Annotated in this window: 7 protein-coding genes; all 7 read left to right on the forward strand. The window is 41.3% G+C overall.

What is annotated here, in order from left to right; genetic code table 11:
- Window positions 1-58 precede the first annotated feature (58 nt).
- Window positions 59-2,809 carry a heparinase II/III domain-containing protein gene (locus tag BWI44_RS12515; RefSeq protein ID WP_195209309.1) on the forward strand — a complete coding sequence of 917 codons (2,751 nt, stop codon included), beginning with the start codon at window positions 59-61 and terminating at the stop codon, window positions 2,807-2,809.
- A gap of 306 nt (window positions 2,810-3,115) precedes the next feature.
- Entirely contained in the window at window positions 3,116-5,905 is a 2,790-nt protein-coding gene (locus BWI44_RS12520) for a ligand-binding sensor domain-containing protein (RefSeq protein ID WP_286814245.1), read from the forward strand.
- A 217-nt stretch (window positions 5,906-6,122) separates the two neighbouring features.
- Window positions 6,123-8,885: a two-component regulator propeller domain-containing protein gene (locus tag BWI44_RS12525; RefSeq protein WP_229036185.1), complete on the forward strand. Its 2,763-nt coding sequence runs from the start codon at window positions 6,123-6,125 to the stop codon at window positions 8,883-8,885.
- Between the two features lie 219 nt (window positions 8,886-9,104).
- Entirely contained in the window at window positions 9,105-9,620 is a 516-nt protein-coding gene (locus BWI44_RS12530) for a sigma-70 family RNA polymerase sigma factor (protein ID WP_195209312.1), read from the forward strand.
- Between the two features lie 41 nt (window positions 9,621-9,661).
- A complete protein-coding gene (locus BWI44_RS12535; protein ID WP_117723644.1) occupies window positions 9,662-10,912 on the forward strand; it encodes a discoidin domain-containing protein in 1,251 nt (416 codons plus the stop codon).
- A 35-nt stretch (window positions 10,913-10,947) separates the two neighbouring features.
- Window positions 10,948-14,241: a SusC/RagA family TonB-linked outer membrane protein gene (locus BWI44_RS12540; RefSeq protein WP_286814250.1), complete on the forward strand. Its 3,294-nt coding sequence runs from the start codon at window positions 10,948-10,950 to the stop codon at window positions 14,239-14,241.
- Between the two features lie 24 nt (window positions 14,242-14,265).
- Entirely contained in the window at window positions 14,266-16,293 is a 2,028-nt protein-coding gene (locus BWI44_RS12545; RefSeq protein ID WP_195209314.1) for a RagB/SusD family nutrient uptake outer membrane protein, read from the forward strand.
- The last annotated feature ends 76 nt before the right edge of the window (window positions 16,294-16,369 follow it).

Consider the following 16,369-nt stretch of genomic DNA (forward strand, 5'->3'; position numbering starts at 1 on the left):
GAGTAATTATCCGCCCTCATCCGTATATTCTTTAAATACCTAATGTTATTGATAGAATATGAAAGCACTTAGTTTATTGATATGCCTTCTCTTTTCAGGGATATTACAAGCCCAGGAGGTAGAAATCACCTTCCGGCAGCAGTTGCCGGACAGCCATCCGCGTTATCTGACAAACAGCAACGGTAAGAGTGAAACCCTGAACCTGATAGAAAAAGAAGATTGGGCAAAAGACGTATTTGAGAAACTGAAAAGGCGTGCCGATCTTTATGCCAACCTGACAGATGCCCAACCGGACTGGTTACTTTCACGCCTTGCCATGTATTGGAAGTCTCATGCTACGGATGTATATATAAAAGGTGAAACCTTCGACCATGCCGGAGGCGAAAAAGCACCGACACCCACCGTTCGCTATACCGGTACGCGTGGCACATTCGCCACCCACGGACGTCCCCGTCTGGAAGATGTAGTGCCATACGATGACGATGCGGAAGGAAATGTGACCTTCTGTAACAATGCCCTGCCCGGTCGCCCTATGGAGAGTGTACATCCATCTAAAACCGGTCGCAACATTGAAAGCCTGAACCGTGAAATCATGGGTATCGCCCGTGATGCCGCCTTCCTTTACTGGCTTACCGGAGAAGAAAGATATGCAAAACTCGCTGCCGGAGTATTCGATACCTATATGACAGGTATCTATTATCGGAATGTTCCCATCGACCTCAACCACGGCCATCAGCAAACGCTAGTAGGCATGAGTTCTTTCGAGGTTATTCACGAAGATATTCTTTATGACATCGTTCCCCTTTACGATTTCCTGTATGACTACCTGAATACCCGGCATACCGACAAAATGGATATATACGCAGGAGCTTTCAAGAAATGGGCGGACAATATCATTGCAAACGGTGTTCCTCACAACAACTGGAACCTGATGCAGGCTCGTTATGTCATGAATATTGGTATGATACTGGAAAACAACAAGCAATATGCCGATGGCAAAGGACGCGAATATTACATTGATTATGTACTCAACCGCTCTAGTATCCGCCAATGGAGTCTGAATAAATTAGCCGATTATGGCTTCGATCCGAAGACAGGTATCTGGGCCGAATGTCCCGGATACAGCAATGTAGTACTGAATGACTACACCAGCTTTACTACCCTCTTCGACCGGAATCTGAATTATGACCTGGTGGAAGCAATGCCGGTTCTTTCTAAAGCGGTAGCCGCTACTCCGCAATATTTGTTCCCCAACCGGATGATCTGTGGTTTCGGCGATACCCACCCGGGATATCTGAACACCCATCCTATATCCCGCATGATACGAAATGCACAGCACAACGGAAAGAAAGAGCAGGAAGAATATTTCACTGCCATGCTGAAATGCTTCCATCCCGATGCGGGAAAAACCAAAGACAATAAAAAAAGCGTCCCCGTTTCTATCAGTTCTTTCTTTGATGAAAAGCCATTGGAACTGAATCCCAATATCGAAGCCGGAAAAATAGAGCAATATGTCTCTCCCCTCTTCTATGCACCGAACGTTTCCTGGCTGGTACAACGAAACGGAATGAATCCCCGTCACAGTCTTATGATTTCCCTGAATGCCAGTGAAGGAAACCACATGCATGCCAATGGCATATCCATGGAACTTTATGGTAAGGGATATGTTCTGGCTCCCGATGCCGGAATCGGTCTTTACTTATACAGTGGGCTGGATTATCTGGAATATTACTCTCAATTTCCCAGTCATAACACGGTTTGCGTGGATGGCATTTCCAGTTATCCGGTGATGAAAAGTAATCACTCCTTCGATCTTAAATCCAACTTCCCTGTTTCTTCCGAACCGGGAAAAGCTTTCACTTCCGTAACCTATAGCGATGTTTCTTTCCGTGAACCGGAAAGCCGTGCCGACCAGACCCGTATGATGAGTATCGTCACTACCGGTCCGGAAACCGGTTATTACGTAGATATCTTCCGCAGCCGGAAAGAACGCGGTGGTGATAAAATGCATGATTATTTCTACCATAATCTGGGGCAAACCCTAACACTGACAGGCACAGACGGTGCAGACTTGAATCTGCAACCTACCAAAGAACTGGCCTTTGCAGGCGCTCACCTTTATGCTTATTCTTATATCTATAATAAGAAGTCGGCTACTACCGACAAAGACATAAAAGCTACATTTACCATTGCCATGCCCGACAAGGATGACATTTCAATGAACTTGTGGATGAAAGGAGAAACGGACCGGGAAGTTTTCACCGCCCTGTCTCCCATGACGGAAGGTTTGAGCCGTAGCCCGGGGATGCCATATAATATAAAAGAACAACCTACCCTGACTTTTGTGGCTCGCCAGAAAGGAGAAGCCTGGAACCGGCCGTTCGTCGCTATCTATGAGCCCTCATCCGTAAAAGAACCCGGCTGCATTACCGAAGTAAGCTTCCCCGAAGTAAAAAGCAAAACGGAAAACAGTGCCACCGGTATCTGTGTGGTACAGAAAAATGGACGCACAGATTATATTCTGTCATCAGATAATCCCACGGATATCTGCACTAGCGGAAAAATGAGTGCACAAGCCACCTATGCTTTATGGGGAAATAAAAAGGGCGATGATTGCACCTTCTTTTTAGGACATGGCACTTTGCTAAGTACCCCGAATGTAGTTATCAAGACGGAAACTCCCACAGATGTATTACTGGAATTCAAGAAAGGGGCATGGTACTACACTGCATCCACCGATTGCACCATCAGCATCAAAAAGAAGACGTACAAACTAAAAGCCAATATGGAGGAAAAGATATTGAAGTAGAATTTTATTTAACGATTAATTGATTGGATCATATTATTAGAAAGGGAAATAGCAAAAGCATCAAGGTTATATCAACTTCCTATCGAAACCTTGTCAAGTCCGTATCATCTCCGTGTCTATAGCCAAGGAGAAGGTACGGACTTGACAGGGAGTTGGTACGGGCTTGGTATGGACTTGGTCATAAACCAATAGATCGGTAGAGGATTTCCGTCCTCTGAATTATCATTCTAAACCTAAACATTTTCGTTCTTTTTCCTTATATTTGCTTGCAGAAACATAATACATAGAAACGAAATATAATATATAGTGAAAAACATATTAAAATATATCATCCTATTATTACTGCTATTTAGCTTCCTGCCAGGCTATTCCCTCCCCTCTGTATTCCGGGGACTGTCCGTCACCGAAGGGCTTTCCGACTTAGTAGTGAATGCACTTTATAAAGATTCCATTGGTTATGTTTGGATAGGTACCGGCAATTCTCTGGAACGTTTTGACGGTACACGCCTGAAACATTTCCTGATTTCGGGAGCAAATGAAAAGATCAAGAGGGTCAATGCCATTGCCGAAATGGAAGGCAATCAGATATGGATGGGAAACGGTATGGGGCTTTGGCGGGTGAATACCGAAAAAGATATTCTCGAACCGATTGCTGCCGAAACAATACACTACGGTGTCCGCGCACTTCTACCTGATGGAAAAGGTGCTTTATATATAGGGAGCGAGGCCGGTCTGTTTATCTATAAAAACGGGAATCTGGAACAGGTACTTATAGCCCCCAATGTCCTTTCAGCCTCTAATGTCATCACCGGACTCACCCTGGGTGAAGAGGGGCTTCTCTGGATATCCACCAATGACGGACTTTTTTCTCTAACATTGGCTGACAAGAAAATTACTCCGTATCATAATATGGTAGAGGACAAACATTTTTGCTCTTACAATAACATCACCCGAATTGGCAACGTAATCTACTTGGGTACAATGGGGCAAGGCATCATCAGTTTCGACATACAGACACATAAGTTTAAGCATTTTGTCGACGTAGGCTGTAATGTGATATCTTCCTTGTCCGGTGATGGTAAAGATATGTTGTATGTGGGTACCGATGGAAACGGGGTTCATTTCATTTCGACCCAACAAATGAAGATTCTACGCTCCTTCCGCCATGAACCGGGAAAAGAAGAAAGTATCCGGTCCAACTCCGTGTACTCACTTTTGGTAGATCGTGACGGTCTCATCTGGATAGGCTTCTATCAGTTGGGATTGGATTACAGTCTATACCAGAGCGGACTTTTTTCGACTTACAGTTATCTCCCGTATTTTGACTCCAAAGATATGCCTGTCCGTAGTATTGCAATTACCGAACATGAAAAGTTAGTTGGCTCCCGCGATGGCCTATTCTATATAAATGAAGAGGAACAACGCTTCAAAAACTTTAAATCTCCTGAATTGCGTTCCAGTATGATTTTCTCTATCTACAAATTTCTGGATAAATATTATATCGGAACTTATGGCGGCGGCATGTACATATTCAATCCTGCTGATCTTACTATCCACGACTTCGAACCTGGTGAACCGCAACCTTTCATGCGGGGACAGATTTTCTGTATAAAGGCTGATGCAAAAGCCCAATTGTGGATAGGTACCTCAATGGGGCTCTATTGCTATAAAGATGGAAAAAGAATCAAGCACTACACCAGTGCCAACTCCAAGTTACCCGAAGGGAATGTTTACGAAATCTATTTTGATTCCACTCACAAGGGATGGATTTGTACGGAGAATGGCATGTGTATCTGGGACCCCTCTTCCGAAAGTCTGAAAACCAGCATCTTCCCGGAAAACTTTATTCATAAAGAAAAGATCAGAGTTGTATATGAAGACTCCGACCATAATCTTTATTTCCTACCGGACAAAGGAAGTATGTGTATATCCGATCTCTCCATGAACCGTTTCAGAAGGTTGCAACCTGATACACAATTGGAAGGAAAAGATGGTATGTTCATATTGGAAGATGACGAAAAATGGCTTTGGATAGGAACCAATAACGGACTCTACCGCTACGACAAAAAAGAAACTTTTATTCCTTACAACTTCATAGACGGTATTCCAAGTTCTATTTTCACATTGTGCCCTCCCGTACAGGACCAGCAGGGCAATATATGGATGGGAAATTCCAAAGGTCTGATTTATATGAATTTCAAGGAAAATAATCAGATGAAAAGATACACTTATCCGCTGACTATTACAGATATTTACGTCAACGGAAAGAAATCGCTTCATCCTGTTATTGAAAGTAGAAAAGTTCCTGAAATACAACTCGAATCTTCCCAAAACAACCTGACATTTCACTTCTCCGGATTTACCTATACCGAACCGGCTTATATGACTTATGAATACAAATTGGAAGGTGAAGATGAGGACTGGCAGATATTGACCGGAAAGTCCGATATTACTTATTATGATTTGTCATCCGGAAACTATCTCTTCAAGTTACGTTATATCGGGAACCCAGATTCTGAAATACACACATCTGTCCACATTGCCTATCCTGTAGAAACATGGAGCATCATTGCTATCTCTATTGCTTTAATTTTTATCGGCTACATTTACTATCAACGTAAGAGAAAAGCGAAGCAAACGAAAAATATTCAAATCCAGCTTCCTGAAAATGTGCAAGAGTCCGAAAAGCAAGAAAAGATAGTAGAATCAAAATATAAAACCAATAAGATAAGCACGGAAGAATGTCAGCGCCTGACAGAAAAGCTGGAGGCTCTGATGCTTCGTGATAAGCCATATACGAACCCTGATCTGAAAATAGCCGATTTGGCAACCATGCTCGGCAGGTCAGCACATACTTTATCTTATCTGTTCAATCAACATCTGAACCGTAATTATTACGATTACATCAATGATTACCGTATTGAGGAGTTCAAGCGTCTTATCAACGAAGACGAATATTCCAAATATACGCTGGGAGCGCTTGCCGAACTCTGCGGTTTTAGCTCACGCGCCTCTTTCTTCCGCTATTTCAAGAAGGCTACCGGCATCACTCCCAATGAATATATCCGTAGTATCGGAAAGAATAACGATGAATAATTTATAATATTAATGATTCCGACATTTTCCGAGAGCCAAAATAAAGATTAGAACACAAATTAATCAATTCTTTGTCTAAGTTATGAGATTCTATAAGAAATAGAGAAGTTATACTTTATTCTCTCGCCTTATAGAATCTTGTTTTATATTTTCATTCAAGTAATACTAAAAGACGACATTTTTTCCTAAATTTGCATAGTATAAAGAAAAAATGCTTATGTCCTTAGGAAAACACATATTAATTCTCGTAATGCTTTTTATCGGGGCATTTAATGCCTTTGCTTCCGACAATGACTATATTATCTATTCAATAGGAAACGAAGAAGCGAATTGCAAATTCGAGGACAATCGTGTCAATTGCATTTATAAAGATTCCGACGGTTTTATCTGGGTAGGTACGGGTACTACAGTTGAACGTATAAACGGTAAATATACCTCACTTTACACCTTCGCTGAAAAACAAGTAGGAATAACTCCTTCTCCTTTTCTAGTCAACGCATTGATAGAAAATCACAAACATGATTTTTGGGCAGGTACTATCCAAGGTCTTTTTCGCATGAACCATGAAAAACGTATATTAAAACGAGTATTTACTGAGGAAATAAACTTTTCTGTCCAAGCATTAGAAAAAGATGAGGAAAACAGACTCTATATAGGGACAGTAAATGGACTCTACATCTACGATGGGAAAAAACTCCGACACATTATTATCGATGAGAAAAACATTCTTTCTGATAATAATCGTATCTTGGATATTGCGATATACAATCATAATTCTGTTTGGTTGTTAACTCCAAATGGAGTGGTTATTTGCGATGCCAAATCCGGTTCACTCAAACAATATAGATGTACTCTATCTTCATGCGGACAATTAAAATGTCTTGTGAAAGTAGATGATACTTTGTATATAGGCACAGAAAAGGGAAACATTATAACTTTCAATTTACTTCACCTGAACTTTGCTCCTTACTGGAATGAAATCAAAGTACCCATTTCAAATCTTACCTATGAAAAAGATGTTTTGGGAGTTGCTACCAGCGGACAGGGAATTTTTCTACTATCCTTAAACGAAAGAAAAATCATTTATTCTGCTACCTATGGTAGAGAAACAGAACAGGATCTCTTATCCAACAACATTTCCTCCATCTTGCTGTCTCAAGGTGATATATGGTGTGGAACAGGATACTATCTGGGTATGAATATATTGAGGAAGAAAAATGAGTCTTTCAAACGCTATGACAAAGGAATCTTCAAAACCAAAGACATTGCAGTACGTAGTTTTCTTCCTACTCGAGAGTATAGCTTCATCGGTACGCGGGAAGGGTTCTATTACGTACACGAAGCGACCGGAAAAATACAATACATAGATGTCCGAGGCGATAAAACCGGAAATTTACGCTCCAATCTGATATTTTCCTTTCATGAATACGAAGGAGATATATTAGTTGGAACCTGTGGAGGTGGTTTGTCCGCCTTCACTCCTCAAACCGCTACTTTTAAAGAAACACCCCTGACTCGTGCATGCGTATCGAATGATATTTTCATGTTTTTAGAAGATGAAAACGGGAAATTATGGTTAGCAACTTCTGACGGTCTTTATTCATATGACAGACAAACTCAAGCAGTCCGGGAGTACAATGCATCAAACAGTGGTATGCCAGGCAATATCGTATATGGTATCTATTTAGATTCAGCCAAGCGCTTTTGGGTAGGCACGGATAAAGGTTTGGCAGTATTTGATAGCCAGACTGGAAAATGTAGCCAGGATATGTTGCCAGAGGTCTATTGTAAAGAAGCTATCCGATACATTTATGAAGGGAGAGACGGCACACTCTTCTTCTGCCAGTTAAACAACCGCTTGTTAGTGGCTGATAAATCATTGAATCATTTTCATCACCTCTCCCCTCTTTGCCCCAATTTTATACAAGATGACCAAGGATTTTATTGGTTAGGGCAATGGGATGGACTATTACGAATTGATGAGAACCTGAATCGCTACACATTTTTTCCTTCTATAAATGATTTGAATACCAATGCCGGACCACCAATCTTAAAGGATAAAAATGGTATGTTATGGATATGTGGCGTGAAAGGGTTGTTCATGGTAAATCCCCGGGCAAACTTTATCCCCTCACCCGTACAAATCACAGAAATGCAGATCAATGGTAACTTCTATGCTGACGATTATAAATTAAAGCCGGATTCTACTTTGTATTTAAAATCAAATGAAAATACTATCACTTTCCGATTCGCCTCTTTAGGATACGAAAAACCGGAACTTATTAAGTATGAGTACATGCTTCAAGGCAAAGATTCTACGTGGACAGTGCTGACCAACGAAGATAAAGTTTCTTATTTTGACCTGCCTGCCGGAGAGTATGTTTTCCAGATCCGTAAGTTTCTGGACTCAGATTCAATAGATCAGGTTTCATTTAAAATAAGAACTAATCGTTCTTGGATGGCTTATGCCGGTATTATAATAATAATAGTGATAGTTTCTTTATTCGTTTTCAAGAACAAGAAAACAGTATCAGTAAACGCAACCGTCCCCGATAAATTACCGGAAGATTCCCAACCGGAGAAAAAAGTTACTATCCAACCTACGGAAAGCTATGTGAAGCTAAGTGAAAAAGAAGCCAGCGAAGTAATTGATGCACTAAAGAAATATATGCAGAAGCAACAAGCTTACCTGAACGTAGACTTGAAACAATCAGAAGTGGCGGTTGCTATCGGTTACCCCACCTATCTCCTTTCCGCTATATTCACCCATTATCTCAAAATGGGATATTACGATTTTGTCAACAGCTACCGTGTTGAGCAGTTCAAGCAGTCGGTCAGCGAAGGCAAACATAAAAAATATACTTTGGTCACATTGGCTGAAAAATGTGGTTTTAAATCAAAAGCATCGTTTTTCCGAGCTTTCAAGAAGTTTACAGGTACTACCCCCAACGAATATATCCAGCAATTCGATAAAGAATAACCCATTCTCCATATTACCGACGGTATCACTTATTTGTGATACCGCTTTATTTTATTGATAATCAAGGGAATTAAACATAAATAGTATCTTTCATAAGTTTGATACACCTTCCATCCTTTTTTCGTTTTCAGTCTGTTTCTTACTACTTATTTTTGCATTGAACTTCTTGACAAAGAAAGGTTCTATAAACAGTAAATTGTAAAACCAAAAATCGAAAGCATGGAAGACTTAAAAGCAACAACACCCTGCCTCATTACCGATTCTTATAAAGAATACTACCCATCAGTATGTTCTTATATTTATTATAGAATTAATAATTGGGAAACAGCAAGGGATTTATCCCAAGATGTATTTCTGCGTCTTATGGACTATAAACAAATGCTTCGCCCCGATACCGTGAAATATTTCATTTTCACCATTGCCCGCAATTTGCTGAACGACTATCTGCGCCGTTATTATAAGAAGCAGGAAATCACCTCATATATATATGATCATGCTATAACCTATACAAACGAGACGGAAAGTCTCATTATAGCAAAAGAACTTTCTCTCTTAGAGAAACACAAATTAGGGATGCTCTCCGACCAACGCAGAAAGATTTATACCATGAATCGCTTCGAAGAAAAATCCATTTCCGAAATTTCTACCGAACTCAGTATATCTCCTCGTACGGTCGAAAACCATCTGTTTGTCAGCCGTAAGGTAGTACGTGATTTCATCAGACAATGTATCTAATTAGATTTATAACAATAGTGTTAATTTTAAATTTATAGTTTATGAAGAAAGATTTGCTAAAGTTCCCGTTCAAGAGAACCTTCTTCTCTACGGTGATTTTGTGTTCTCTGTCTGTCATTTTCAACTCATGCAACGACGATGGAGAAGGACGAATAAAGCTCAATGACAAGGCACCAGCCAAAGTAACAAATGTAACTACAGAATCCGGTCCCGGTGAAGTATATCTGACTTGGACTAATCCCACCGATGAAAGTTTCATGTACACCAAAATTGAATACACAAATACGAAAGGAGTAAAAAAGTATAAACTCATTTCTAAGGAGAAAGCGAATGATAGTGGAATTGCACAAACCACTATCAGTGGTTTTGGCAATACCAATGCGGTTTCTTTCTCTCTATTTTCTTGTTCTGTAAGAGGCAACAATGAAGGAGCAGTCGAAGTATCTGCGTCACCCCAAACACCGGCATTTGTAGACGTAGCTAAAACTATTACTTTAACTCCTGACCTTGGAGGGATATATGTAAATTGGAAAAACATCTATAATACTCCGGTTTACATTGTCCTCAATTATTATGCGGCAAGTGATTCTAAAAAAGCAGGTACATTCAAGTTCCAAATAAACGGAAATAGCGAAAGCAAGCAGTTTGTTCAGCTTTCCTACGGAAAAGATGATTTCTTATCCGGCGAAGAGTGTATTGTAAATGTAACTACCGAAGACACAGATGAAAATGCATCTGAACCGATAGAATTTAAAATTACTCCAATAGCTGTAGTGAAAATATCCAAGGCTAACTGGTCATTCCCGGGTTATAATGACAGTTCAAACGCCGGTACTATCGGTTATAGCTCACAGGAAACAATCGGAGAAGGCGGCGGCAAATCACCGGCAGGACGTGTCATTGCAATGCTTGATGACAATTTAGAAACCTATTGGCACGCTTCCTGGAAACAAGCCAGCAATTATCCTCACTGGTTTATTGTCGATATGGGTAAGAACGTTACTATCAGCAGCATTGAGCTGATACGACGTCAAGGCGATGCTAGAGGGCAGAAAGGTCAGATCTTCTATACATGTTCTGACGAAGATGCAGCGAACAAAGACAATCCCGACAGTTGGGCATGGACCAACCACGGTGCCTTTACTTTCGACCCGGGTATTGATGATCCACAAGTATACCGTATAAATTCGAATCCGGTTGCCAGGTACATAAAAGTGTATTTCGGAACAGAACATAAAGGTACAGGCGCTCAGGCAATGGTTTCCGAGATCAATGTTTATGGTGCCGAATAATAAATCCAATACTAAAATGTAAATATGTTTATATCATGAGAAAGAAATTTATATTTGCGGCTGCTTTATGCCTGACAACATTATCTCCTGTATATAATGTCAATGCAGCAGTACAAGTGACGCAGGAAATACAACAAGACGGACAAACCATACGCGGTAAAGTGATAGATAATACCGGTGAACCCGTTATTGGTGCGAATGTAACAATAAAAGGTACGACGAACGGTGTTATTACCGATATAGATGGCAATTTTGTCCTGAATAACGCGAAAGGTACACTGGTTATTTCCTTTGTAGGTTACAAAACCCAGGAAATTCCCATTGCAGGAAAAACTACGATTAATGTCCAATTGCAGGAAGATTCAGAACTATTGGATGAAGTTGTAGTCACTGGTTATGGTGCACAAAAGAAAGCATCTCTGACTTCCGCTATCAGCCAGATTAAAGGTGATGAAGCTTTCGCCAATAAAGGTATTGCCAATGCTACGGTAGCCTTGCAAGGTGAGATTCCGGGATTAACCATTACCCGTAGTTCTTCTCGTCCGGGTAGCGAAGGAGCAGCCATGAAAATTCGTGGTGACATCTCCATCAACGGTAACTCTTCACCATTGATTATCATTGATGGCATGTCCGGTTCAATGGATGAGTTGAACTCAATGGATGCAAGTGACATCGAAAATATTTCTGTATTGAAGGATGCTTCGGCAGCTATTTATGGTGCACGCTCAGCTTCGGGTGTTGTATTGGTGACTACCAAACGTGGTAAGAAAGGCAAAGCGCAAATTTCTTATAACGGTTCTGTCAGCAGAACTATCAATGGTATTCAGATGCCCCTTACCACCAATCGTGAGTGGTTAGACATGTTCTATGAGGCACAGTACTACGATGCAGTTGCCAATAATCCAAGTCTGACTACTCCGGAGGAAATTCATAAGAATATCAACTGGTGGATTTTCAACTCTTTTGGTGGTCCCACATTGGACGAGACAGATATTGATCCGACAACAGGGCAGCCCACTATTTATAAGGGAGAAAAATTGTTCAATGCCCTTAGAAACGGAAATGTCCTCACACTTCAAAATGGCACTAAAGTAGAGCGCTGGGATCCCAACGTATATATGCAAGACTATTTGTATGGTCAGGCTACCTCACAAAAGCACTCGGTAAGTATCGCAGGGGCTGATGACAGATTCAGTTATCGCGCATCTTTAAGTTACTCTGAAAACAACTCACAATTGAAAGTAGCAGAAGATGGAGACAAAAAGTACGGTGCACGTCTGAATGTAGATTATAATGCTACTGACTTCCTGAAATTTGAGACAAGCATGTCTTATGACAAGCGCGATATCACTACCCCAACCACTGACGTAGGAGCAGGCTGGATGGATCCTTGGTTCTGGGCTATTTATAATCAGAATGGGGACGCATATGATACGTTTAGCGGTAACCGTAACCCGGTAGGTGGTCTTATTCAGGGGGGACAGAAGAAAAATTCATTAACAACTTTCCGTGGCAACATGAAAGCTACGTACGACTTCTCAAAATGGGTGAAAGGCTTTTCTCTTTCAGCTTCCGGTAATTATAAACTGGTGGAAAGAAGCATTCAGGAAGCCAAAAATCCTGTGTATTATTATGACTGGGTAGGCACAGCTACCGGTAATAAACAAGGTCCCGGCTCATTGAATGAGAATATTGAAAAATGGGAAAATGTTACTTTGGGTGCTTTTGCCAATTATGAACGTACCTTTGCCAATGTCCATACCGTATCTGCCATGATTGGTATGACCGCAGAGCAAGAAACTTCTAAAAAGATAGGTGGAAAACGCAACATGGGGCCTCTTTATCCAGGGGCCGACCTTACCGACCTCGATGTATGGATCAGCGGTACCAATAATGAAGCTTATGGCGGACAGAGTTCCTGGGGATTCGTTTCCTATTTAGGACGTGCAAACTATATTTACGATAACAAATACTCAATCGAAGTATTAGGTCGCCGTGATGGTTCTTCTAAGTTATCCAAGCAACAACGTTGGAAAAACTTCTATTCAATTTCCGGCTTCTGGAGAATTTCACAAGAAAATTTCCTCAAAGATTATTCTTGGCTGAGTGATTTAAAAGTGCGTTACAACTATGGTAAAACCGGTAGTGTAGAAGGAATCGGCAACTACGAACGTTATTCGGCAATCAAGACTGGAGGCACTCTTTTCGGAGAAGATCCTTCACATCATACATCTTTGTGGATTGACGGTATGAGATCTGACCAACGTACCTGGGAAACAATCGACAGTCACAACTTCGGATTGGATTTCGCTTTCCTGAATAATCGTTTGAGAGGTTCGTTCGACTACTTTATCAAAACTAATAATGGCATGTTCATCGGAGTAGATTACCCTTCTGTTTTGGGTGCCGGTGCTCCGAAAACCAATAATGGTAAACTCCGTGCCAAAGGTTGGGAACTTGCTCTTAACTGGAACGACCAGGTGGGACAAGTAAGATATAACATAGGTGCTTCACTTTCTGATGCTTGGTCTAAGGTGCTCGAATTAACCAATAATGAAAATGTTCCTAATCCGGGTAAGAATACAAGCCGACTGATAAACAAGCCTATAAATGCCATTTATGTCTATCAGACAGACGGTATCTTCCAGACTCAGGAGGAAGTGGACGCTTTCTATGAAATGTATTATTATACAGCAAACGGAGGGGTTAAACCGAACAATATTCTTCCTGCACCGGGAGAAACTGGTCTCAACCGCCTTCGTCCGGGTGCTCGCAAACTCGTTGACCTCAATGGTGACGGTGCCATTACTACAGAAGACCTTTATTATGCAGGAGATGCAGCTCCCCGTTTAGCATTCAGCATAAAGGCAGGACTGGAATGGAAAGGCATAGATTTCTCCGCTTTTTTCCAGGGAATTGGTAAACAGGTCACTTTAAGAACCGGAAGTATCTATGCACCATTTGTGACTAACTACACCATGCAGAACAGTACGTTTATGGGTAAAACCTGGACTCCGGAAAATCCGGACGCACAATACACCATCTTGTCACGCGATAATGGTTTCAACAAATATAATTATGAGAACAAGGATATCAGTGTACAGAATAACAGATACATCCGCCTGAAATCATTGGTAATAGGTTATTCGCTCCCCAAACAATGGATTGCTAAAGCAGGACTTAGTAAACTCAGATTTTATTTCTCTGGTGACGATTTGTGGGAATGGACGAAAATCAAAGACGGTTATGACCCTGAGCATGGAGAAGGTGGTAACAATACATTCCCATTCAGCCGCCTGATAACATTCGGTGTGGATCTTACATTCTAATATAACTTTCTAAAAAATATGAGTATGAAAACCATAATAAACAAAATATTCTTAGCCTCAGCATTGACTTTGTCACTGTCTGCATGTAGCGACTTTCTTGAAAAAGAGCCATTGTCGCAAGGAACAGAAGCAATCGTCTTCAAAACTCCGGAACATTTTGTACAGGCAGCTAATGCCCTGTATAACATGGAGGGATGGAAAAATTACGATAATAAAGCCAATTATGACGTCATGGACCGTAACCTTGATATTTCAGGATTAGGCAGTAATGGCGGTGGTTCGGCACCGGAAAGCAACTGGCAATGGGACAAGCCTTACGGGCATATCCGCACTTGCAACATCCTATTGCAAAAAGCAGAAGAATTCGGTGACAAAGACGCTATAGCCCAGCCCATAGGAACAGCCTACTTCTTCCGTGCATGGCAACACTTCTACCTTCTAAGACTTTTCGGTGGTGTACCCATCGTAGACCATGTACTGGACGTTAATGACGGAGTAATATACGGTCCGCGTAAGAGCCGCTATGAGGTAGCTAATTTTATCATTTCCGACTTGGAAACAGCCATTCCTTTATTGCCCAAAGAAACAGATATCCCTGCTTCTTCTAAAGGAAAAGTCAGTAAAGAAGCTGCCAAAGCATTTTTAGCGAGAGTACTGCTTTACGAAGCTACATGGGAAAAATACGTTCCTACCATCAACTACGATCTGGATGGAAACGGTAATGAATCAGGTGCCGGTACAGCTAAACCGGAAGGATATTACTCTATTGAAAAGATGCTGACTGAAGCAAAGAAGCTTTCGGGCGAAGTTATCACCGAAGCCGAAACCGGAACTTTCAAACTTTGGAACGAATGTGATTCTTTGAGTTATTTCTACCTGTTCAATATTGATGACGGAGCAGAAAATATCCCAAACTTCAGAAACGCAGGAAAGAAAACAAATAAAGAATTTATCTTATACAAAAAGTATGATTACAATTTAGGTCAGGGCGGCATCAACTTATCACATACGGTTGCCACCTGGCAAGGTTCGAACATCAGCACTTCATTTGGTGAAAGCTTCTTGTGTCGCAACGGATTACCTATCCGTATCAGTTATACAGGCAATATGTCAGATGCACAAGATAATCCACAGTTTGAAGGATATGATACATTTGTGGGCGAATTCCGGAACCGTGACTACCGTTTTGTAGGTTGCGCCATGTCAATACCAGACCGTACTTTCTGGAGCAGCCGCACTGAAGATGGCAGACAACTTACAGCAGCAGGAAAACCATATCCCGATCCTGTATTCCCACAAAACAACGATGTATACAATGCCAATGATCCTGCCTACAAAAGCTCTTGCGGAGTATTCAAACCTACTCTCCGCAATAACAGTACAGCCAGTTCCTACGGTAGCCGTAAATTCTTAATTGAAGGTGCAGGCCGATCTGTGTCCAATAGTGAATCCGCAGATTTTCCGCTGATCCGCCTGGCAGAAGTACACTTGATTTATGCAGAAGCAACTTGTGAATTGGGCAACGGTTCAATCTCCGATGAAGACCTGAACTTCTCTATCAACAAAAACCGGGAACGTGCACGTGTTGCTCCTTTGACAAATGCTTTGATTGCCAATGTTTGGGATGCCGGATGGTTCGACCACGCAACAGGTAAGACAATCTGTAAGAAAATGAATATGCTGGATGAAATCCGCCGCGAAAGAGCATGTGAACTCTTCGGAGAAGGTTTCCGCTTGGATGATTTGAAACGTTGGGGTATTGCCCACATCAATCTTACAGGTCAAAAGTTAGGTCACCGCATCTTGGGAACAGCCTACGAAACAGAAAAAGCCAATGATGCCAACTACTTCGGTGAACCTTGTTACTATCCGGAGAAATATCCTTTGCTATATGGCATTTACGAAGGAACCGGTCCGAATGATCCCGACTATGGACGCTCTATTGCCACCTTAGCAGGAAATCTGAATTTCAGCCAACGCGATTATCTGCAACCTATTCCACGGGTACAGATTCGCCTGAATCCTCAGTTGAAGCAAAATCCGGGTTGGTAATTTAACTAAAAAACAGTAATACATATTTATATTAAGCAAGGTCCGTAATTCTTCATTAAGGGAAAACGGACCTTAC

Source organism: Bacteroides sp. Phil13 (assembly GCF_001940965.1).
Classification (GTDB): Bacteria; Bacteroidota; Bacteroidia; order Bacteroidales; family Bacteroidaceae; genus Bacteroides; species Bacteroides intestinalis.